This window comes from Actinoallomurus vinaceus (assembly GCF_039542055.1).
Classification (GTDB): Bacteria; Actinomycetota; Actinomycetes; order Streptosporangiales; family Streptosporangiaceae; genus Actinoallomurus; species Actinoallomurus vinaceus.
The window spans coordinates 200,989-223,326 of record NZ_BAABHK010000004.1 but is presented as its reverse complement, the minus strand read 5'-3'; the positions used below and the strand labels follow the sequence as shown (position 1 = coordinate 223,326).

General features: G+C 73.1%; 13 protein-coding genes. 7 read left to right on the top strand and 6 right to left on the bottom strand.

Annotated elements, in window-relative coordinates:
* The first annotated feature begins 24 nt into the window (after positions 1 to 24).
* Complete coding sequence (locus tag ABEA24_RS16180) at positions 25 to 1,872, top strand: serine/threonine protein kinase (protein WP_345431652.1); 1,848 nt, start codon at positions 25 to 27, stop codon at positions 1,870 to 1,872.
* A 309-nt stretch (positions 1,873 to 2,181) separates the two neighbouring features.
* Here the strand turns inward: ABEA24_RS16180 and ABEA24_RS16175 are convergent, their stop codons facing one another.
* Both ABEA24_RS16175 and ABEA24_RS16170 read right to left on the bottom strand, forming a co-directional pair.
* Complete coding sequence (locus tag ABEA24_RS16175; protein WP_345431651.1) at positions 2,182 to 2,403, bottom strand: hypothetical protein; 222 nt, start codon at positions 2,401 to 2,403, stop codon at positions 2,182 to 2,184.
* A gap of 373 nt (positions 2,404 to 2,776) precedes the next feature.
* On the bottom strand, positions 2,777 to 7,264 hold the full coding sequence (locus ABEA24_RS16170) for an ATP-dependent helicase (protein WP_345431650.1): 4,488 nt from the start codon (positions 7,262 to 7,264) through the stop codon (positions 2,777 to 2,779).
* A gap of 68 nt (positions 7,265 to 7,332) precedes the next feature.
* Between ABEA24_RS16170 and ABEA24_RS16165 the strand changes: the two genes are divergently transcribed.
* Positions 7,333 to 7,527 (top strand): DUF3046 domain-containing protein, encoded by a 195-nt coding sequence (locus ABEA24_RS16165; RefSeq protein WP_345431649.1) that lies wholly within the window; start codon positions 7,333 to 7,335, stop codon positions 7,525 to 7,527.
* A gap of 106 nt (positions 7,528 to 7,633) precedes the next feature.
* Here ABEA24_RS16165 and ABEA24_RS16160 read toward each other — a convergent pair whose 3' ends face one another.
* On the bottom strand, positions 7,634 to 8,053 hold the full coding sequence (locus ABEA24_RS16160; RefSeq protein WP_345431648.1) for a hypothetical protein: 420 nt from the start codon (positions 8,051 to 8,053) through the stop codon (positions 7,634 to 7,636).
* A gap of 67 nt (positions 8,054 to 8,120) precedes the next feature.
* Positions 8,121 to 8,981 carry an ATP-grasp domain-containing protein gene (locus ABEA24_RS16155; RefSeq protein WP_345431647.1) on the bottom strand — a complete coding sequence of 287 codons (861 nt, stop codon included), beginning with the start codon at positions 8,979 to 8,981 and terminating at the stop codon, positions 8,121 to 8,123.
* A 205-nt stretch (positions 8,982 to 9,186) separates the two neighbouring features.
* Here ABEA24_RS16155 and recA point away from each other — a divergent pair, with 205 nt between their 5' ends.
* The 4 genes from recA to ABEA24_RS16135 all read left to right on the top strand — a co-directional run bounded on the left by recA (position 9,187) and on the right by ABEA24_RS16135 (position 14,739).
* A complete protein-coding gene (gene recA, locus ABEA24_RS16150) occupies positions 9,187 to 10,305 on the top strand; it encodes a recombinase RecA (RefSeq protein ID WP_345431646.1) in 1,119 nt (372 codons plus the stop codon).
* Between the two features lie 296 nt (positions 10,306 to 10,601).
* Entirely contained in the window at positions 10,602 to 11,390 is a 789-nt protein-coding gene (gene recX, locus ABEA24_RS16145; RefSeq protein ID WP_345431645.1) for a recombination regulator RecX, read from the top strand.
* Positions 11,391 to 11,903: 513 nt separating this feature from the next.
* A complete protein-coding gene (gene rny / locus ABEA24_RS16140; protein WP_345431644.1) occupies positions 11,904 to 13,487 on the top strand; it encodes a ribonuclease Y in 1,584 nt (527 codons plus the stop codon).
* Positions 13,488 to 13,701: 214 nt separating this feature from the next.
* Positions 13,702 to 14,739, top strand: coding sequence for a trypsin-like peptidase domain-containing protein (locus ABEA24_RS16135; protein WP_345431643.1), 1,038 nt, complete (start codon positions 13,702 to 13,704; stop codon positions 14,737 to 14,739).
* Positions 14,740 to 15,005: 266 nt separating this feature from the next.
* On the opposite strand, the gene ABEA24_RS16130 is transcribed toward ABEA24_RS16135, so the two are convergent.
* Complete coding sequence (locus ABEA24_RS16130; RefSeq protein ID WP_345431642.1) at positions 15,006 to 19,010, bottom strand: S8 family serine peptidase; 4,005 nt, start codon at positions 19,008 to 19,010, stop codon at positions 15,006 to 15,008.
* Positions 19,011 to 19,151: 141 nt separating this feature from the next.
* On the opposite strand from ABEA24_RS16130, the gene ABEA24_RS16125 reads away from it, so the two are divergent.
* Positions 19,152 to 20,213 carry a LuxR C-terminal-related transcriptional regulator gene (locus ABEA24_RS16125; RefSeq protein ID WP_345431641.1) on the top strand — a complete coding sequence of 354 codons (1,062 nt, stop codon included), beginning with the start codon at positions 19,152 to 19,154 and terminating at the stop codon, positions 20,211 to 20,213.
* Between the two features lie 113 nt (positions 20,214 to 20,326).
* Here the strand turns inward: ABEA24_RS16125 and ABEA24_RS16120 are convergent, their stop codons facing one another.
* A complete protein-coding gene (locus ABEA24_RS16120) occupies positions 20,327 to 22,213 on the bottom strand; it encodes a S9 family peptidase (protein ID WP_345431640.1) in 1,887 nt (628 codons plus the stop codon).
* Between the last annotated feature and the right edge of the window lie 125 nt (positions 22,214 to 22,338).

Below are 22,338 nucleotides of genomic sequence, written 5' to 3'. Positions count from 1 at the left end.
ACGTTGATAGGTTCTGCGGCGTCCATGTTGATCGATCGGGAGGCCGCCGTGCCGAATGTCCAGCCGCTCACGCACGGGGATCCCCGGCGGCTGGGGGCGTACGAGGTGACCGGGCGGCTCGGCGAGGGCGGCCAGGGAGTCGTGTACCTCGGCCGCGGTGCCGCCGGCGAGGACGTTGCGATCAAGGTCCTGCAGGCCCAGTTGATGGAGGACGAAGGGGCTCGCGCGCGGTTCGTGCGCGAGGTCGAGGTCACCAAGCGGGTCGCCCGGTTCTGCACCGCGCAGGTCCTGGACGCGGGCCTGGCCGACGACCGCCCCTACATCGTCAGCGAGTACGTCCCCGGACCGTCGCTGCAGCAGCAGCTCCGGCAGGAGGGGCCCCGCCAGGGCGCCGCCCTCGACCGGCTGGCCATCAACACCGCCACCGCCCTAGCGGCCATCCACCAGGCCGGCGTCGTCCACCGGGATTTCAAGCCCGGCAACGTCCTCATGGGCCCCGACGGCCCCGTCGTGATCGACTTCGGCATCGCCCGCGCCCTCGACGCGACCGGCACCACCGCCGCCAGCCAGATCGTCGGAACTCCCGCGTTCATGGCCCCCGAGCAGCTGACCGAGGGCCGCGTCGGCCCGGCGACCGACATGTTCGCGTGGGGCGTCCTGATCGTGTTCGCCGCCACGGGCACGCCCGCGTTCGGCAACAAGTCGATCCCCACGGTGATCCACCGCATCCTCCACGAGGAGCCCGACCTCGGGACCCTCGACGGACGGCTGCGGGACGTCGTCGCCGCCTGCCTCGCCAAGGACCCGGCACGGCGCCCCACCGCGCGGCAGCTGATGGACGTGCTGATGGGTCAGGGCACCTCCTCCGCCTTCGGGACGCCCGGCGTCTCCGGAGACGCAGCGGGCTTTGGAGCGTCCGGCGCCCCCGAAGGCGCGGCCGGACTCGGAGCAGCCGGACTCGGAGCGTCCGGGCTTCCCGGAGGCGGGACCGGCTTCGGGGCGACCGACCTGCGGACCTCCGTCGACCCGGCCGACCGCAGGCCCGCTTCCGGCCCCGGCGGCGGCACGGAGGTGCTCCCGCCGGTCGGCCCGCCCGGCGGTGCGACCGAGGTCCTGCCGCCGTCCGGCGCGCCCGGTGGCACGGCGCGGATGCCCGCCGCGGGCTCGCCCACGCCGCCCACCCAGCGCATGCCCTCGTACGGGCCGGGGCCCTCCGGGCCACCGCCGGGGGCCTACCACCCGGCCGACGGCGGCACCTACAATCTGCCCCCGGTCGCGCCGCCCGCGTACGGCGGGGAGCCCGCGCCGAGGCGGCGCGGCGCAGGCGCCGTCATCGCCGTGGTCGCCGCCGCCGTCCTGCTGCTGGCGGGCGGGGGCGTCGTCTGGGCCGCGATGAACCACGGCAACGGCGACGCGGGCACCCCGGATGCGGCGGACACCGGCAAGTCGCACAAGGCCAAGAAGAAACGGCCCTCCCGCACGGCGTCTCACAAGCCGACGCACAAGAAGACGCCGTCCCACTCGCCGACCCCCAAGAAGACCATGAAGACCAACCCGTTCACCGCCGAGCGGGTGTGCGGCCCCGGCTTCCAGGTCCTCGAGAGGCACGGCCTCGGCCAGGCGACGGCCTACCTGCTCTACAACCGCGGCAACGGCGCGAACTGCGTCGTCACCATGGTCCCCAAGTCCACCGGCGACAAGCCGACCATGACCGCGTCGCTCGCGGTCAAGGACGGGGGCCAGGGAGCGAAGTCGGCCTCCAGCCCGTTCTTCGCCGGACCGGTGAAGCTGCCCGCCAAGGGCAAGTGCGTACGGTGGGGCGGCTCGTCCGCGACGGTGACGTGGACGAGCGGCTGGACCCACTGCGGCTGACCGGCCGAGCGGGTCCGGCCCCGGCCTCCGCAGGCCTCGCGGCGCGGACGCGCCGGGCCGAGTCGTCCGGACCTAGGTGCCGACAGGTCACTGCGGGCGGGTGCCGTCAGGTCACTCCGGGCGGCACGCTGTGCGGTCCACCCCGGAGCGGGAGTCTCGCACAGCGCGGATGTGACGGTCCGCGTCGCCCGCACTCGGCGTCGGCAGCCACTCGAACGGGCGCCGGCGGCCACCTTGGACCGGGTGCCGGGAGGCCGTTCCGGGTAGCGCTCCACGAGGGCTGCCCGGAGTCGGAGCCTCGCGGCCTGTCTAGGGCTCCGAAGAGGGGTCCTCGCCCAGGGCGAGGGCGGCCGCGCGGCACAACTCCTCGCCGGCGAGCTGGTTGCTGCCGTGATCCGCGCCCCACGCGCCGGCCGCGGCTTCAGCGACCGCGCGCCAGGTCATGTCCTGATCCACCCGCCAGGCCCGGATCTGTACGACCTGCTCCGACGTCAGTTCGGCCGGATCGATGAAGACAAAGGGACGTGTCACGGCGCAACCGTAGCGCGGGACACCGTTCCGCGCGGCGCGGGACGTGGTAGGACCGGCCGACGGCCCTGCGCAACGTCCTGGTCGAGGAGAACCCGTGAACCGTCCCGGGCAGGACCCGAACGACCTGCCGGGGTCAGGCCCGGAGCCGAACGCCGCGTGGCATGAGGGGACCCCGTGAACCGTCCCGGGCAGGACTTGAACGACCTGCCGGGGTCAGGCTCGGAGCCGAACGCCGCGTGGCATGAGGGGACCCCGTGAACCGTCCCGGGCAGGACTTGAACGACCCGGCGGGGTCAGGCCCGGAGCCGAACGCCGCGTGGCATGAGGGGACCCCGTGAACCGTCCCGGGCAGGACTTGAACGACCCGGCGGGGTCAGGCCCGGAGCCGGAGGCCGCGTGGCGTCGGGTGGAATCCGGCGGCCTCCAGGGCGGCGGCGAGCGGCGAGTCGACGATCGACGCGCCGTCCGCGCGCTCGACCGTGAGCCGCCCGAGTGCGCCCTCCCGTACGGCGAGGGCGAGCGCGTCGACGGCGGGCTGGAGGCCCTCCTCACCCCACGACAGCAGGGTCTTGCCGCCGCGTTCGACGTACAGCGTCAGACGGCCCTCGACCAGCACGACGAGCGACCCGGCCTTGCGGCCCGGCTTGTGCCCGCTCGCGACCTCCCCGGCCCGCTCCGGCCAGGGCAGGGCCGCGCCGTACGGGTTGGCCGGGTCGGTCGCCGCGAGCACGACGGCACGCGGGGCGTCGGTGTCGGGCCGCGTCGCGCGTAGCCGGTCCACCGCGCCGGGCAGCGCGAACTGCGCCGCGCCGAGCCCCTCGACGAAGTAGCCGCGCCGGCAGCGGCCCGACTCCTCGAATGCCCGCAGCACCGGGTACACCGCGGCGAACCCACCGGGCGTCCGCTCGGCCATGACCGCACCGCGGATCACGACGCCGTACCGGTCGAGCAGCGTCTCGGCCAGCGCGTGGCCGCGCCGGGTCGCGTCGGTCTCCGCCTCGGGCAGCAGCCACCAGCGGCCCGCGACGGTCGGCGGCCCGGTGCGCGACGGCATCGCCGGCCTGCGGCGCGTACGGGGCCGGTGCGTCGTCCGGCCCGCGCCGAGCCGGGCGCGCAGCGGGGCGAGGGTGTCGTTGGTGAGGCGTCCCGCCCACACCAGGTCCCACAGCGCGGTCACGAGCTCCTGGTCGTTCAGGGATCCGACGCGGTCGGACAGCGTGCGGAAGAACACCGCGCCGCCGTCGGACAGCGACTCCAGCACGCGTTCGTGCAGCGGCGTCAGCGTGATCTCCGCGACCTCGGGCATCAGCAGCGGGGCCGTGTCCGCGAGGTACAGCGACACCCAGCCGTCACCGCCCGGCAGCCCGCCCTGCCCGGCCCACACGACCTCGCCCGAGGCGGTCAGCTCGTCCAGCATCGCGGGGGAGTAGCCGGGCACGCGGGCGGGCAGGACCAGCGACTCCAGCGCGGAGGCCGGCACCGCCGCGCCCTGCAGCTGCTCGATCGCGTGCACCAGCGCGTCGATGCCGCGCGGGCCCGAGCCGCGCGCGGTGATGCCGTGCCAGGCCGGCAGGAATCGCGCCAGGGCCTCCGGCGGCGACGGCTCCACCTCGGCCCGCAGCCGGGCGAGGGACCGGCGGCGTAGCATCCGCAGCACCCCGGCGTCACACCACTCCGTACCGCGCTCCCCGGGGGTGAAGTCGCCCTCGGCCACCCGGCCCGCCGCGGCCAGCCGCCGCAGCCCGTCGGTGACCACCGCGACGCCCAGACCGAACCGCGCCGCGACGTCGGCGGCGTGGAACGGCCCGTGCGTCCGGGCGTGCCGGCTCAGCAGATCGGCCAGGGGATCGGCGACCGGCTCCAGGAACGCCTCCGGCACCCCGACGGGCAGCGGTACGCCCAGCGCGTCGCGCAGCCGCGCGGCGTCCTCGATCGCCGCCCAGCGCTCCATGCCGCCGATCCGCACCCGGATCACCCGGCGGGACTCCTCCAGCTCCACCAGCCACCGCGGGTCGACGCCGCGCTCGACGAGCTCGTCGGTGCCGAGCGGACCGAGCTCTCGCAGCAGGTCGGCCGCGCCCTCCGCGTCCCGGGCGCGCCGCTCGGGCGTCAGCCGCCGCAGCTCACGGTCGGCCTCGGCGACCACCTCGGGGTCGAGCAGCTCCCGCAGGTCCGCCTGGCCCAGCAGCTCGGCCAGCAGCGTCGAGTCGAGCGCCAGGGCCTGCGCGCGCCGCTCGGCCAGCGGAGCGTCCCCCTCGTACATGAACGCGCCGATGTACCCGAACAGCAGCGACCGCGCGTACGGCGACGGCACCGGCGTCTCGACCTCGACCAGCCGCGCCTTCCGGCTCGCCAGCTCCCGCATCAGCGCCACCAGGCCCGGCACGTCGAAGACGTCCTGCAGGCACTCCCGCACGGTCTCCAGCACGATCGGGAACGAGGGGTACCGGCTGGCCACCGACAGCAGCTGCGCGGCGCGCTGTCGCTGCTGCCACAGCGGCATGCGCCGGCCCGGGTTGCGGCGCGGCAGCAGCAGGGCCCGCGCCGCGCACTCGCGGAACCGCGAGGCGAACAGCGCGGAGTTGCCCAGCTCGTCGGTGACGATCCGCTCGATCTCCTCCGGGTCGAACACCGCGAGGTCGCCCGCCGGCGGGGCCGCCCCGGTCTCGTCGAACGCGGCGCCGGTGTCGGGCACCCGCAGCACGATGCCGTCGTCGGAGTGGACCGCCTGCGCCTCGACGCCGTACCGCTCCCGCAGCCGCGCGGCCATCGCGAGGGCCCACGGCGCGTGCACCGGCGCCCCGAACGGCGAGTGCACGACCACCCGCCAGTCGCCGAGCTCGTCGCGGAACCGCTCGACCACGAGCGTACGGTCGTCGGGGACGTAGCCGGTGGTCTCCCGCTGCTCGGTGAGGTACGCGAGGAGGTTGCCGGCCGCCCAGTCGTCCAGGCCGGTGGCGCGCAGCCGTTCGCGGGCCTTCTCCGGCTCCAGCGTGGACAGCTCCCGGCTGAACGCCCCCAGCGCCCGGCCCAGCTCCGCCGGTCGCCCCGGCGCGTCACCGTGCCAGAACGGCAGCTTCCCCGGCTGCCCCGGCGCCGGCGAGACCAGCACCCGGTCCGGCGTGATGTCCTCGATCCGCCACGAGCTCGCACCCAGGACGAACACGTCGCCGACCCGCGACTCGTACACCATCTCCTCGTCGAGCTCCCCGACCCGCGACGACTTCTCGCCCACGAGGAACACGCCGAACAACCCGCGGTCCGGGATCGTGCCGCCGCTCGTCACCGCCAGCCGCTGCCCGCCGGGCCGCCCGCGCAGCACCCCGGCCACGCGGTCCCACACCAGGCGCGGCCGCAGCTCGCCGAACTCGTCGCTCGGATACCGGCCCGCGAGCATGTCGAGCGTCGCCTCCAGCACCGACCGTGGGAGCGTCGCGAACGGCGCGGCCCGGCGTACGAGCGTCTCCAGCTCGTCGACCGGCCACTCGTCCATCGCGGTCATCGCCACGATCTGCTGGGCCAGCACGTCCAGGGGGTTGCGCGGATACCGCAGCTCCTCGATCCGCCCGTCGCGCATCCGCTCGGCCACGACCGCCGTCTGCACGAGGTCGCCGCGGTACTTCGGGAAGATCACACCCTTCGAGACCGCCCCGACCTGATGGCCCGCCCGGCCGATCCGCTGCAGTCCCGCCGCCACCGACGGCGGCGACTCGACCTGCACGACCAGGTCCACGGCGCCCATGTCGATGCCGAGCTCCAGGCTCGACGTCGCCACGACGGCGGGCAGCCGCCCGGCCTTCAGCGACTCCTCGATGCCGGCCCGCTCCTCCTTCGACACCGAGCCGTGGTGCGCGCGCACGACGTCCGCCGGAGCGCCCCGCGACGCTCCCGCCTGCGCCATCATCTCGGCAGGGGAGGAGTCCTGCGGGAGCGCCTCACCGTTCTGCCGTTCCCAGGAGAGCTCGTTCAGCCGTCCGCTCAGCCGTTCCGCCAGCCGCCGGGAGTTGGCGAACACGATCGTCGACCGGTGCGCCTCGATCAGGTCGAGCACGGCGTCCTCGACGTGCGGCCAGATGTTGCGGCCCTGCAGCGGGGAGTCGTCCTCGGCGCGCGGATCCGGAGGGAGCTCGGTCATGTCCTCCACCGGCACCGAGATCCGCAGCTCCACCTCCTTCTCGTGCGGCGGCTGCACCACCGTCGCGGGCCGCACCCCGCCGAGGAACGTCGCGACCTCCGACACCGGCCGCACCGTCGCCGACAGCCCGATCCGCTGGGCGGGGCGCTCCAGCAGCGCGTCCAGGCGCTCCAGCGACAGCGCCAGATGCGCGCCGCGCTTGGTCGCCGCCACCGCGTGCACCTCGTCGACGATCACCGTCTCGACCCCGCGCAACGCCTCCCGCGCCTGCGACGTCAGGATCAGGAACAGCGACTCCGGCGTCGTGATGAGGATGTCGGACGGCTTGGCCGCGAACCGGCGGCGCTCGTCGGCGGGCGTGTCACCGGAACGGACGGCCACCCCGATGTCGGGCTCGGCCAGCCCCAGCCGCCGTGCCGTCTGGCGCAGCCCGGTGAGCGGGGCGCGGAGGTTGCGCTCGATGTCGACCGCGAGGGCCTTGAGCGGGGAGACGTACAGCACCCGGCAGCGCCGCTTCGGATCCTCCGGCGGCGGCGTCGAGGCCAGCCGGTCGAGCGACCACAGGAACGCGGCCAGGGTCTTGCCCGACCCGGTCGGCGCCACCACCAGCGTGTTGTCGCCCCGGGAGATCGCCTCCCACGCGCCCGCCTGGGCCGCCGTCGGCGCGGCGAACGCCCCGGCGAACCAGGCGCGGGTGGCGGCCGAGAAACGGTCGATCGGCGTCATCCTGCCAGTGTGCATCGCCCCACCGACGGAATCGTCCCTCGGCGACAGTCGCGGGTAGCGTGGGGACCGTGCGACTCACGGTGTTCTGGGATCGGATGAACCAGCAGTTCGGCGAGGGCTACGCCGAGAGCGTGGCCAAGGACTACGTCATGGCCGAGCTGGACGGTCGCACGGTCGAGCAGGCCCTCGCCGACGGCGTCGCCGCCAAGGACGTGTGGCGGGCCGTCTGCGCCACCTTCGACGTCGCACAGCGTCTCCGCTGAGCCTTCGGCGCGCGTCGCGGAAGGACGTCAGCGGCTCTGGGCGGATGGGGTAGGGCCTGAAGTCATCACCCTCGTCGCTCAGCTCGTGGGCGCGCTCCTCTGCTCCTCATCGCCGCCGGGTGCGGGTACGGCTCCGGCTGCGACTCGTCGACCCGTGGTTCGACCCGCTGGTCGAGTGATGTGTCGTGCTCTTCGTGCGCGTCGTGACTTTCCGGGAGCCGCGCTGGAGCACCCGGCCGCCCCGCGAGACGATCTTCCCTCGCGGACGGGTCCAGATGCCCCGGGAGACGTACCCGCTGCGGTACCGCCCCCGGTAGTACCAGCGGTAACGGCCGCCCGTGCCGCCGTTGTCGCAGTACCGGTCGGAGACGACGCGGTACGAGGAGCCGGCCGGCGCCCACGTGTCAACGCAGTAGGCGTTCGTCGGACGCGAGGAACAGGCGACGAGCGAGAGCGACAGCACGCTCACGACGGTGAGGTACACGGCGCCGGAGCGCGCGAGCCGCCGGGGGACATTCGGGCGCATTGCCGCGAGCCTCCGCAGAAGGGATCAAATGCCCGGCAAGTGTAGGGCCGGGATCCCCGGCGGGGCACTACCTGATCGGGAAGCTCAGGTACAGATCCGCCGGCTCGGCGACCGACGGCAGATCGCTGACCTGTCCGTCGCCGACCTCGACCACCCGCCAGACCCCGTCCGCTCGCCGGGCCAGGTCCGTGGTGATGAACCGGCAGCCCAGCGCCCGTACGCACGGGGCGATCGGGTCCGCCTGCGGACGGGGGTGCCGGTCCGGCGTGTCCGGGTGCGGCCCCATCAGCACCGGCTCGCCGTCGACCCACCACACGCGCGCCTCGCCGTCCTCGAGCCGCTCGTACTCGCGGATGACGATGCCGCCGGCGAGGAAGTCGCCCTGCCTCTCGATGAAGCGCGCCACCACCGCGTGCAGCCGCTCCACGTCGGCGAGCTCGGGGATGAAACAGGCCTCGTCCCACTCGTGCTTGCGCGACTTCACGTAGTCCTTCACGACCGCCGGCCCGGAGCCCAGCGGGCGTACGAGCTCGGCGAGCTTGTCCGCCGCCGGCGTCGCACCGGGGGACAGGGGCAGCCATACGCTCGCCGGGGTGACGCCCGCGAAAGTGTCGTACCAGCCGGGCAGTTCGTGCGCCTTCTCATAGCCGTCCGGCGGGACCGCCAGCACGACGTTCCGGGCGGCCAGGGCGGCCGCGAGGGCGGCGTACTGCGCCGAGGTGGTCATCCAGCCGCGGTACCACGTCGTCCCCAGCCCGTCGGGCACCTGGCGTACGGCCGTGGCCGCGTCACCGCGCTGCAGCGCGTCGTGGTCGATGAGCGCGACGGATCCGCCGAGCGCGCGTACGGCCTCGGCCTCCCGGGCGAAGTGCTCATCGACCCGCCGGGGATTCAGCGGGTCGGCGCACATGAGGATGGTCACCGGCATGATCCTGACCCTCAGCGTAGGGCAAGAGCCCCCGTCTTTCCCCGGGGAATCGGCGCGTCCGTTCATGATCGAACGTGTGTTCGGCTAGAGTGAAGGAAGCGACGACATTGTCCACAGTGGTGGCCGGGCCCTCGAAAAATGTCGGCGGGTCCCCGTAACGTCGCTCCCGACAACAGCAGGCATCGACCCGACAGGGACACCTCACATGGCAGCAAACGATCGCGAGAAGGCCCTCGAGGCGGCGCTCGCGCAGATCGAGCGGCAGTTCGGCAAGGGTTCCGTCATGCGGCTGGGCCAGGAGGGACGCCCCCCGGTCGAGGTGATCCCGACCGGTTCCATCGCCCTCGACGTCGCCCTGGGCATCGGCGGTCTTCCGCGCGGCCGTGTGGTCGAGATCTACGGACCGGAGTCCTCCGGTAAGACGTCCCTCGCCCTGCACGCCGTGGCCAGCGCGCAGAAGGCGGGCGGCATCGCGGCGTTCGTGGACGCCGAGCACGCGCTCGACCCCGAGTACGCGAAGAAGATCGGCGTCGACATCGACGCCCTCCTCGTCTCCCAGCCCGACACGGGTGAGCAGGCCCTCGAGATCACCGACATGCTGATCCGCTCCGGCGCGATCGACGTCGTCGTCATCGACTCCGTCGCGGCCCTCGTGCCCCGCGCGGAGATCGAGGGCGAGATGGGCGACAGCCACGTCGGCCTCCAGGCCCGCCTCATGTCCCAGGCCCTCCGCAAGCTCACCGGTGCCATCAACCAGACCAAGACCACGGCGATCTTCATCAACCAGCTGCGGGAAAAGGTCGGCGTCATGTTCGGCTCGCCCGAGACGACCACCGGTGGTAAGGCGCTGAAGTTCTACGCGTCGGTCCGGCTGGACGTGCGGCGGATCGAGACGATGAAGGACGGCACGGACGCGGTCGGCAACCGCACGCGCGTCAAGGTCGTCAAGAACAAGATGGCCCCGCCGTTCAAGGTGGCCGACTTCGACATCCTCTACGGCGTCGGCATCAGCCGCGAGGGCGGCCTGATCGACATGGGCGTCGAGCACGGCTTCGTGCGCAAGTCCGGCGCCTGGTACACCTACGAGAACGACCAGCTCGGCCAGGGCAAGGAGAACGCCCGGCGGTTCCTCAAGGAGAACCCGGACATGGCCGACGAGATCGAGAAGAAGATCAAGGAGAAGCTCGGCGTGGGTCCGCGGCTCGACGCCGAGGCCGAGCCGGCGGGTGCTCCCGCGGCCCCGGCGGCGGCCGCGCCGGCCGCTGCGGCCAAGGCCGCGCCGGCCAAGCGGGCGGCGAAGACCCCGAAGCCGGGAGACGTGTGATCCCGGGTCGCCCTTTGCGAGGCCCCGAGAGGCTGACCCATGAACGCTCCCGAAGGGCGGCACGTGAGTGCCCCGGGGGACGTGGGATGAGCGTCCCCGAGTGGCGGAGCGTCATCGTCACCGGAGGACGGCATGTGAGTGCCCGAAGGGACGTCGTATGAACGGCCGCCGAGGGGCGGTGAGCGCCTCCGGAGGGCGTCACGTGAGCGCCCCGGGAGGGTGGCCCGTGCGTGCTCCCGAGGGGCGTTGGAGCGCCCTCGAGAAGCGGCGCGTCAGCGCTCCCCGGAGGGCGTCTCATGAGTGCTCCTGACGAGCGTTCCACGGACACTCCCGAGGGGTGGCGGCGTCCCGCTCCGCGCCGGGCGGATCCCGGCTCGGAGATCTTCCCTGGTGACGCCGCCACCGCTCAGGAGGACGACGGCGGCGGTGCGCCCGCCCGCGGCGGATCGGCGCGGCGGGGCCGGAGGCGCGGCAAGGGCCGCCGTCCCGAGGGGGCGACGTCCGGCCGCTCCCGCGAGGGGGCCGCGCCTGGGCGCTTTCCCGAGGGACCGACACCCGGGAGCGCCGCGGCCCAGGGGCCGCCCGCCGACCCGGAGGCGGTGGCGCGCGAGATCTGCCTGCGGCAGCTGTCGTTCGCCCCGAAGACCCGGGCACAGCTCGCCGACGCGCTGCGCCGCAAGGGCGTGCCCGACGACGTCGCGGAGCGAGTGCTGAGCCGCTATTCCGAGGTCGGGCTGATCGACGACGCGGCCTTCGCACGGGCCTGGGTGGAGTCGCGCCATGCCGGTCGTGGGCTGGCCCGGCGGGCGCTCGCGGCCGAGCTGCGGCAGCGCGGCGTCGCCGACGAGACGGTCAGCGAGGCGATGGAGGAGCTCGGCCCGGAGCAGGAGGAGGCGGCGGCCCGCGAGCTCGTCGCCCGCAGACTGCCCGGCACCCGCGGCCTGGACCCGGTCAAGCGCACCCGGCGGCTGATGGGCATGCTCGCGCGCAAGGGCTACTCCGGCGGCCTCGCGTACCGCGTGGTCCGTGAGGCGCTCGAGGCCGAGGGCGCCGACGACCTTCCTGACCTGTCGTTTGACGACTGATCGTCCGCGCGCCGGCGTCGCGGTGTTCGCCGCCGCCGGTGAACCGGTCGGCACGTGCGGGCACCGTCGGCCGTACGGCCTTCACCGCACGTCTGGCCGACGGGTCGGATCGTTGTCAGGACCCGCCGTCCCTGACATGGCCGTGACATGGACCGTGACAAGAAAGATCTAGCGAATCGTCCGGAACGCGTGGTCTTTCCTTGCCCATTACCTCTTGGCCGCTTACGGTTGCCGCAGTGAGGTGTTACTCCGCGCAGTGCGGATTGCCATAGGACTGACCGCGTTCGACCACGTGAAAGGTGTTGTGTCCCCGGCTCGCCAACGCCGGTGGTTCGCATAGCAGGGTTCTGGAACGGTCCGGAGCCCTCCTGACCGTGCGCGTCCGGCGCTTGCCGGAGGCGCGGACGGCGGCTGTCCGGGTGGGACCGCGCGATGCGTCCGTAACCCCTCGCGTCGCATCGCCGGCACCAGGCGTCCCCTGGTGGCACAGCGTCGAGGAAAGGGGTCAGCGCCGTGATTTACGTCGTGATAGGTGCGGCACTGGTCGTGATCCTGGCGCTCGTCGTCCTCGTCCTCGTCGTGCTGCGCCGTCTCGACGCCGCCGCGCGCAGGGTCGCCCTGAACGAGGAGCAGGCCGACGCGCAGCGGGGCGCCGACGACATCGTGGCCAAGGCCCGGGCCGAGGCCCAGGAGATCGTCAGCGACGCGGAGGTCAAGGCCCGCGAGGCGTCCGCGACGGCCCGGTCCGAGGTCGAGGACGAGATCAAGTCGCTCAAGGAGGACCTGCGGGCACTCCGGGAGGACCTGGAACGCCGCGAGGCCCGGCTCGCCGAGCGGGAGCAGCGGCTGGACGGCGAGGTGCGCCGCCAGGAGGAGCGGGCCCGCGAACTGACCGACACGAAGCAGGCCCTCAAGGAGCGGCGGGCGGCGCTGGACCGGCTCGACGAGGAACGGCAGCGGGTCCTGGAGCAGACCGCCGGGCTCACCGCCGAGCAGGCCAAGACCGAGCTCGTCTCCCTGATCGAGAACCAGGCCAAGCGCGAGGCCGTACTCGTCACGCGCGAGATCGAGAACGAGGCGCGCGAAGAGGGCGAGAAGCGCGCCCGCAAGATCGTCACGCTGGCGATCCAGCGGGTGGCGAGCGAGCAGACCGCCGAGTCGGTGGTGTCGGTGCTGCACCTGCCCAGTGAGGAGATGAAGGGCCGCATCATCGGCCGGGAGGGCCGCAACATCCGGTCGTTCGAGACGACGACCGGCGTGAACCTCATCATCGACGACACGCCCGAGGCCGTGCTGCTCAGCTGCTTCGACCCCGTACGCCGCGAGGTGGGCCGGCTCACGCTGGAGAAGCTCGTCCTCGACGGGCGGATCCACCCGCAGCGGATCGAGGAGATCTACGAGCACAGCAAGGCCGAGGTCGAGCAGCTGTGCGTGCGCTCCGGTGAGGACGCCCTGGTGGAGCTCGGCCTCACCGACATGCACCCGGAGCTGATCACGTTGCTCGGCCGGCTGCGGTACCGCACGTCGTACGGGCAGAACGTCCTGGCGCATCTGATCGAGTCGGCGCACCTGGCCGGGATCATGGCGGCCGAGCTGAAGCTGCCGGTACCGCTGCTGAGGCGCTGCACGCTGCTGCACGACATCGGCAAGGCGCTGACGCACGAGGTGGAGGGCAGCCACGCGCTCATCGGCGCGGAGATCGCCCGGCGGTACGGCGAGGACGAGGACGTCGTGCACGCCATCGAGGCGCACCACAACGAGGTGGAGGTGCGCACGGTCGAGGCGGTGCTGACCCAGGCGGCGGACGCCATCAGCGGCGGCCGCCCGGGCGCCCGGCGGGAGTCCTTGGAGGCGTACGTCAAGCGGCTGGAGCGTCTCGAGGAGATCGCCACGAACCGCGAGGGTGTCGAGAAGGTCTTCGCCATGCAGGCCGGCCGGGAGATCCGTGTGATGGTGCGGCCGGACTCGGTGGACGACCTGCAGGCGCAGGTCATCGCGCACGACATCGCCAAGCAGGTGGAAGAGGAGCTGACCTACCCCGGTCAGATCCGGATCACCGTGGTCCGCGAGTCGCGCGCCACCGAGTTCGCCCGCTGAGGACCGCCGGGCCGGAGCGCGGATCCCCCCGGCCGCTCGGACCGCCGAACCGGCCGATAGGAGTCGAACCGGCCGATCGGCGTCGGACCGGCCGATGTTCTCCGTCACCAGCGGTGTTCCTTGCTCCGTCCTCGGGCCGTTAGTACGTTGCCGTACGTCCTTGCACGCGGATGGTCGACGGGGGCGTTGCTCCGCCGGGACGGGATGTGCGGATATGGGCTGCACGCGCGCGCTGCGCGCCGGGGTGACGACGCTGCTCGTGCTCGGAGCCGTGCCCCCGGTCCTTTATGCGGCCCCCGCCCACGGTATGCCGCTCCGAGACGCACCGGCCAGCGAGGCACTCGTCCGCGAAGCGCCGGTCCAAAAGCCGCCGGCCCGCGAGGCATCGGTCCGAAAGGCACCGGCCCGGGAGGCGCCGGCCCGGGAGGTGTCCGGTATCGAGGCGCTGGCCACGGAGGCGTACTGGACGCCGGAGCGGATGGCCGCGGCGACGCCCGCAGGGGAGGAGATGGCGGCATCGTCGCGAGGTCGCGTCGCCGCGCGCGTCTCGGCGGCGGGCCGGGTGGCGCACGCGTTCCACGGCGTACCGTCGGTCGGGGTGCTGTTCTTCACCTCCCGGCGGGCGCGGGACCACTTCTGCACGGCGAGCGTGGTCAGCAGTGCGCGGCACAACCTGTTGCTGACCGCCGCGCACTGCCTCTACGCGTACGACGACGACCGGCGCCGGGCGCACTACCGTTCCCACCTGGCCTTCGTCCCGGGGTACGAGCGGACCCGCGCGCCGCACGGCGTCTGGACGGCGAAACGCCTCTACGTCCCGGAAGGCTGGGTCCGGCGGGGCGACGTCGACCTGGACTTCGGGTTCGCCACCCTGCGCCGTGATCGGGCCGGCCATGACATCGCCGACGTGACCGGGTCCAACCGGCTGGCCCCGAACGTCCGGCTTCCGGCCGCCGTTCGCGTCATCGGCTATCCCACGGTGCGTTACTCCGCCGCGGACCGGCCCGTCTACTGCGACACGGTGGCCCGCAGGCGGTTCCGCTGGCAGAACACCTTCGCCTGCGGCGGCTTCTACGGAGGTACGAGCGGCAGCCCGTGGCTCTGGAGATACGACGCCGATCGGCGGCAGGGACGGGTGATCGGCATCGTCGGCGGTTACCACGCCGGAGGCCGGCACCACGATCGCTCCTACTCCGCGCTGTTCGACGACGAGGTCGCCGCGCTCCGGGCCCGGGCCGAGAAGCTGGGCTGACGGTGAGGACGCGGGTGGCCGCCTTCCGGCGGGGCCCGGCCCCCGCGCCTACCGGGTTGGCGGGACAGTCGTCCCGGGTCTGCGGGTGGGCGGGATGGTCGTCCCGGGTGGGCGGGGTGGCCTTCCCGCGCCTACGGGTAGGCGGGATGGCCCTCCCGAGGCGGCGGGTAGGCCGGATGGCGCTCCCGCGCCTACGAGGTAGCCCGGGAGGGCGCTGGGCGGGGCGATCCTTCGTTCAGGACCGCCCCGCCCAGCGCCGCTGTCGGTTATTTGAGGCCGTAGGCCCGGTGCGTCGTCTGGTCGATGGTGTTGCCTTCGGTGTCCGTCGCCTGGACGCGCAGCCCGACCGCGTCCCGGCCCGCCGCGGCCGCGGGATTGTTGATCGCCGCCGTGAACCCGGTTCCCTCAGCCCTCGTCGCGACCTGCGTCCAGTGGGCGCCGTCGTCGAAGGTGACCCACAGCTTCAGGCCGGTGAGCCGGGCGCCGGAGTCGCCGAGTGAGCCGTGGTAGCCGCCGATCCGGATCTTGTGCGTGCCGCGCGGCACCCGGTTGTCCAGATCGAGACCCAGGTCGTACCGCAGGTTGAGGGTGCGCATCGGTTCGCAGGGCTCGAGGACCTGGGTCACGAGCCAGCCCACGCACAGGCCGTCCTGGAGGGAGGTCATCCCCTTCTGCGGCCGCCCCGAGCGGAACGTCCACTCGGTCTGGACATCGGTGGCGAACCGCTGGAGCGGGTTCGGGGTGTGGTACTTGTCGGTGAGCCGGTATCGGGCCTCGCTCTCGGGCAGGGTGAAGGTGGGCACGGGGAAGGCGAAGATCCCGAGGATGGCCTTCTGTACGACGAGCGGCACTTCGGTGCCGTCGGCGCGGTAGAGGTGCTCCTCGTCCTTTCCGCCGTACTGCGAGACTCCGTTCGCGCTCCACGCGAAGGCGCTCTTGCCGCTCGTCGCGGAGCCGGCGCCGACCACGGGGAGGGCCGTGACGAGCAGGTTTCCGGTGCGGCAGGGGAAGCACTGCCGGGAGCCGGGGAACTGCGCGTTGAGGCTCGCCGTCGGCGGGTCGTCGCCGGGGACGATGGGCTGGGCGCCCCAGTCCGCCGTCCGCCGGTCCGGCTTGGTGTACACGTCGACGTAGGTGTACTGCCGTCCGTCGCGGTGGTCGTAGTCCCCGCCCGGGTCGTCGTAGGTGAACCCCACGTCCCGCTGCCAGATCACGTCCGGCGAGACGGGGCCGACGTACTCGGTGCGGCCGCCGGGAGCGGGCGAGTCGAGGGTGAGGTCGCCGGGGACGCCGGGTTCGCCGCGGTGCGTCGCGTACCAGGTCTCGTCGACGCGTCCCGGGCGGTCGAGGTGGAACCTGTCGGCGGTCTCGACGAGGTTCTTCGCGCCGACCGAGTAGCGGAGGCGGTCCGGGATGCGGCCGTTCTCGTAGAACTTCAGCGAGTAGACGTACGGGCTGTTCGGCACGCCGGTGACGTCGACGTCGGCCTTGCCCGCGCGTACGGCGGTGAGCAGCGCCCGGCCCTCCTCGGCGGTCAGGCTCATCGTCGGGATCGGGTACACCGGCCACGCCCGTGCCGGGTCGAAGAACGAGCGCGCGGTGCCCCCGTAGCCGAGCACGCCCGCGGCGCCGCCCTGCGCGGCGTTCTTGACGCGGTCGAGGGCGTCGCCCGTGCAGGTGGTGGTGCAGATGTCGTCGAGGGAGAGCAGGACGAGCTTCCCGCGAGCGTCGACGCCCTGAAGTTCCGTCGCGCTTCCGTGCCCGCCGTACACGACGGGAAGGCGGAGGCGGCCGTTCAGCATCGGCACCGCGCCGGACTGGTCCTTCCAGTACGGCTGGTACTGCGGACGCAGGTCCGGGGCTCCTCGCCACCGTCCACTCATCGTGACCAGTGGCGCGCCGAGCAGGTGCTGGCTGAACGCCAGGAAGGTGCCCTGGGTGACCTTCCTGGTCGGCAGCATCCACATGTTCAGTGAGCCGTACGGCATCTCGCTGCTCAGTGTCAGGTAGCCGGTCCCGGTCGCCGGGACGCGCCGGAGGCCGAACTGCGCGGCGTAGCCCTCCGCCGGCCTGGGCGTCCGCACGCTGACCTTCCGCGCCTTGCGGAGGTCGAGGGTGACGGTGGTGTCGTGGTCCGCGGCGATCTCCGGGGCGCTGACGAGCGCGGCGTTGATCCGCCGGTCTGCGTCCCGCCAGGTGACATAGGTGGTGGCGGTGAAGGCGCCCGGGTAGACGTCGGCGGCGGCGTCCGGGCCCGCGTCCGCGGACACGCCGTAGTCCAGGTCGTCGCGGTCGTCGACGCGCATGAAGGCCCAGCCGCTGTAGGTCAGGTCGGTGGCGCCGTCGGGCGGGATGACGTGGCCGCTCAGCTTCACCTTCCGGGCCTCGACGTACGCGCCGACCGCCGTCGTGACGCGCACGCCGGACGCGGTGGCGCGGACGGCGCCCTCGTACCAGGTCGCCGGGCCCTTCGCCGGGTCGAGCGTGACCTTGACGGCCGTCGTACCGCCGGCGGGCACGGTCACCGTGTCGTGGTCGGCCGACAGCATCCCCTTGTCCGCGGTGCCGCCGGCGTGCGCCGTGAGCGCGAGGGCCAGGGTGAGCGTGACGGGTTGATCGCCCTCATTGACGTAGCTGATCGCCTTGGTCACCGGCCCGGACTGCGGGTAGGAGAGCAGGCCGAAGTTCAGATCGCCGTCGGCGTGCACCTGCCCGGTCACGGCCTGCGCCACGTCGACCCGGCCGGCGCCCTGTTCGTACGTGCCGTAGCCGTCGTCGCGGGCGGTGCCGGTGAGCACGGACTTGAGCCACGCGGGGGACTTGTCCGGGTGCTGCTGGGCCAGGATCGCCGCCGCGCCGGCCACGTGCGGGGTGGCCATCGAGGTTCCGCTGAGGGTCGTGTAGTTCGCGTCCACCGCGGTGCCGATGTTCGTGCCGGCGGCGCGGGCGGCCACGATGTCCACGCCGGGTGCCGCGATGTCGGGTTTCAGGCCGTAGTCGCCCACGCGCGGGCCCCGGCTGGAGAAGTCGGCGAGCTTGTCCTGCTTGTCGACGGCGGCGACGGTGAGGGCGGCGTCGGCGGTGCCGGGCGAGTCGACGGTCCCCGCGTGCGGGCCGGAGTTGCCCGCGGCGATGACGAACAGCGACCCGTACTGCCGGGTGAGGTCGTTGACCGCCTGGCTCGCCGGGTCGGTTCCGTCGGTCGGCTCGCTGCCCAGGCTCATGCTGATCACCTTGGCGCCGTGCTCGGCCGCCCACTGCATCCCCTCGATGACCTGGGAGTCGGCACCGCTGCCGCGGTTGTCGAGGACCTTGGCGACCATCAGCGTGGCGCCGGGGGCCACGCCCTTGTAGCGGCCGCCCGACGCCGCGCCGCTGCCGGCGATGATCGAGGCGACGTGCGTGCCGTGCCCGTGGCCGTCCTGGACGCTGCTCTCGGCGCTGAAGTTGGCCGTGTCGCCGATCCGGCCGGCGAAGTCCGGATGGTGCTGGTCGATCCCCGTGTCGACGACCGCGACCTTGACCCCCTTGCCGTCCAGGCCCTTCTTCCAGGCCTCGGGCGCGCCGATCTGCGGCACGCTCTTGTCCAGGGTGACGGTCACCTTGCGGTCCAGCCAGAGCTTGCTCAGCCCGCCGGTCAGCGCCTTCGGCTGGGCGTCACCGGCGGCGGGGGCGACCGTGTCCCAGAACGTCCGGACCGCGGACTTGGCCACGCCGAACGCGGCTCCGTGGATCGCCGTCAGCGGCCGGGAGGAGGTGTTGGCCGGCAGGGCGTCGGCCTGCCGGGACAACGTCTTGGCGTCCCGGACCGTGCCGCCGTACTGCGCGATCACCGGGATCCGCGCGGACGCGTCGTCGGCGTAGCCGGAGCGCGCCAGGTAGGCGACGTCGAACAGGCTCTTGTCCAGCCGTCCGGTGCCGACGAGGCCCAGGGCGTCCGAGGGGATCACGTACAGGGCGTCTCCCTGCCGGCGCTGGAAGAAGCCCACCGGCCTGCCGTCCGCACGCCGCGCGGCGGTGACCTTCACGTCCTCGCCCTTGCCGGCATGGGCGTCGTACGCGACCACGTCGCCCGTGATCAGTGTGATCCGCTTGCCGGACGGCGAACCGGTGGCGGTGACGGGACGCGATCCGGGCACCGATGCGGACGAGAGCGCCGCGGGGGTCGGCGACGGCGCCGCCGAAGCGGAGACCGGACCGGGGGCCGCGACGGCCATCAGCAGGACACCCGCCGCCATGGTGACGCGAGTGCGCCGGCGGAGACGGTTCAACGGGAACTCCTTCGTGGGTGATGGGGGCAGTTGGATGATCACCGCGGTGACGTCCGCGGCGGAAGATCCACAGTGCGGCGCTTTCACGTCATTGACGTGCTTTGGCCTGCTGAGCGGCCCGACCCTGGCAAGATCGACATTGTGCTGGATGCTCTCGGCCTGGATTCCGCGGACGAGGCCGTCTACCGCAGACTCATCGAGGTGCCCGGAGCGTCGATCGACGCGCTCGGGGCAGCCACCGACCTGTCTCCGCAGCAGGTCGGGGCCTCACTTCGCGTGCTCGAGGACGCGGGGCTGGTGAGCCGGATGTCCGGCCAGCTGGAGAAGTACATCGCCGCTCCTCCGGACGTCGCCCTGGAGACCCTCGTCCTCGAACGCGAGGCGGAGCTCAGCCGCGTCCGGGCCGCCGCGCGGCAGCTGACCGAGACGTACCAGCGGGCGCTGGGCACCCGGCATCCCGCCGAACTGGTCGAGATCGTCGCGGGCCGCGAGGCGGTGATGCAGCGGACCGAGCAGCTGCAGCGCGGCGCCCGTCACCAGGTCCGCGTCTTCGACCGCCCGCCGTACGTGAACCAGCCCCACCTGCCCAACCACGTCGAGCTCGAGATGCTCAGCCGCGGGGTCGTCTACCGGGCGGTCTACGACCGAGCCAGCCTCGAGGTGGACGGATGGTGGAAGGGACACCACGAGCCGATCGCCGCCGCGGGGGAGCAGGCGCGGGTCATGTCAGGCGTCCCCATGAAGATGATGGTCGCCGACGACCGGCTGGCCATCGTGCCGTTGCGACTCGACGCCTCGGCCATCGAGAGCTGCGCGATCGTCCACTCCTCGGAGCTGCTCGACGCCCTGTGCGCGCTGTTCGAGACGCTGTGGCGGCTGGCACTGCCCCTGCGGCCGCCCGGCGACGACACCGCCGATACGCCCGGGCCCGGCCCGACGCCGTTCGAGGCCCAGCTCGTGGCGATGCTCACGGCCGGCCTGGGAGATGAGGCGATCAGCCGGCAGGTCGGCCTGAGCTACCGCACGCTGCAGCGCCGCGTGCGGGATCTGATGACCCGGCTCGGCGCGCGGACGCGGTTCCAGGCCGGTCTGCAGGCGGCCTTCCAGGGATGGGTGACGCCGCCCACCGCCCGCCCGGCCGACGACACCCGCGCCCCGACGCCCGGAGACGGCGCTCAGCCGGAGCGGCCCGGCACCGGCTGACCGGTCGTCGTCGGCGCCGCGAACGGCGGGGCCCGGCACGGGTGACCGGTCGTCGGCGCGCCATCGTCGGCGCGGCCAGGAACGGGGTGACCGCCCGCCGCGGGCGGTGCGGATCAACCGGACGCCTGGGGCGTGTCCGGCTCGGCGACCTCCTCGGCACCGCTCGGCGGGTCGACGGTGAGCTCGATCGAGGGCACGTCCTTCGGCTCGAAGCCCAGGGTCCGCCCGTAGAAGGCGAGCTCGGCCTCCAGGCAGGCGATGACGGTGCCGGCCCGCCGGAACCCGTGCGACTCTCCCTCGAACGTGAGGTACGCGTAGGGCATCTGCTTGCTCGCCATCGCCTCGGCGAACCGCTCCGACTGCGCCGGGGCGACCACCGGGTCCTCCAGCCCTTGCAGGAGCAGGACCGGGCAGGCCACCTCGGACGCGCGCGCGATCGGGGAGCGCTCCTCGTACGTGCGCTCGAAGCCGGGGATCGGGCCGATCAGCCCGTACAGGTACGTGGACTCGAAGTCGTGGGTCTCCTTGAGCCAGTTCTGCGGGTCGGAGATGCCGAAGTAGGAGGTGCCGGCCTTGAACAGGCCGCTGTGCGTCACCGCGCAGAGCGTGGTCCAGCCACCGGCGCTGGCGCCGCGGATGGCCAGTCGCTCGGGGTCGGCGGCGCCGCTGCGGACGAGCGCCTCGGCGGCCGCGACGCTGTCCTCGATGTCCACGATGCCCCACTGGCGGCGCAGCCGTTCCCGGTAGGCGCGGCCGTAGCCGGTGGAGCCGCCGTAGTTGACGTCGATGACGCCGACGCCCCGGCTGGTGAAGTAGGCGATCTCCAGGTCGAGGACGCTGGTCGTGTGGTCGGTCGGGCCACCGTGCACGAACACGACGTACGGCGGGAGCTCGCCCTCGGGCGCCTGGAAGCCCGGGTTGGACGGTGGGTAGACGAAGGCGTGCACCGGGCGCCCGAAGGGGCCCTCGAGCTCCTGGGCGCGCGGCAGCGGCAGGTAGGCCGCCTCGGGCGGGGAGTCGAGCTCGCTGCGCAGCACCTTGGACTCGCCGGTGTCGGCGTCCACGACGACGACCGACCACGGGATGTCGGGGGCGCCCGCGATGCCGACGACGCTCGTCCCGTCGGCGGACAGCTGGGGCTTCCAGTCGGTGTAGGGCAGGTCGAAGTCGACCAGCTCGGCCGTCTCCGGGTCGTACAGGCCGAGCCGCTGGTCGCCCTGGCCGTGCAGCACCGCGATGCGGCCGTCGTCCAGGACGGCGTACGGGCGGCCGCCCAGGTTCCAGAGCGGCGCGGCGAACTCCTCCTCGGCCGGGTACAGCGCCTGCGGCGACTCGCCGTGCAGGCCGACCTCGTAGAGGTTCCACCAGCCCGGCCAGTCCGACACGACGTACAGCCGGGACTCGCTCACCCACGTGGGCGCCAGTGCGGACTCGCTCAGACCCCCCTTGACCGTACGCGGCCGGTCGAGCGCGCCGGTCTCGTCGAAGGCGGCGACCCGGATCTCCGTGCCGTCCCAGGGCATCCGGGGGTGGCTCCACTGCATCCAGGCGAGGTGACCGCCCTCCGGCGACGGCGTGGGGAACGCGTAGAAGTCGGCGCCGCTGACGAGCTCCCGGATCGCCTGCGCGTCATCGGCGGCGCTGCCGTCGACGGGCACCGCGACGATCGCCCGGCGTACGCCCGCGGTCGTGTGGCCCTCGCAGACGCACCAGACGTGCTGCGCGTCGGGCGCCAAAGCGAAGTCGGCGTACCGCAGGCCGGCGGGCTGGGCCGGCTCGGGCGTCAGCGGCCGGGGAAGCTCACCGGGGGTGAGGCGGTAGAGCCGCTGGTCCTCATAGTTGGCGAAGACGACGTCCCCGTCGGGGAGGGGCAGGTAGGACCGCCCGCCGTACTCGTTCACGCGCGTACGGGCGTCCCACGGCGCGGGCAGCAGGTCGACGCCGGACCGCACGATCGTGGTCCGGCCGCCCTTCTCCGGGCGGGTCTCCTGCCACCACACGCGATCACCGTGAATGGTGGGAAAACTGAGCCGCAGTCGCGCACGGGCCACGTCGGCGGCGGAGATCGGAGAGGACCATGATCCATAGGGAGCGGTAGCGCGAGCGGTCATATCGGAATCGTCTC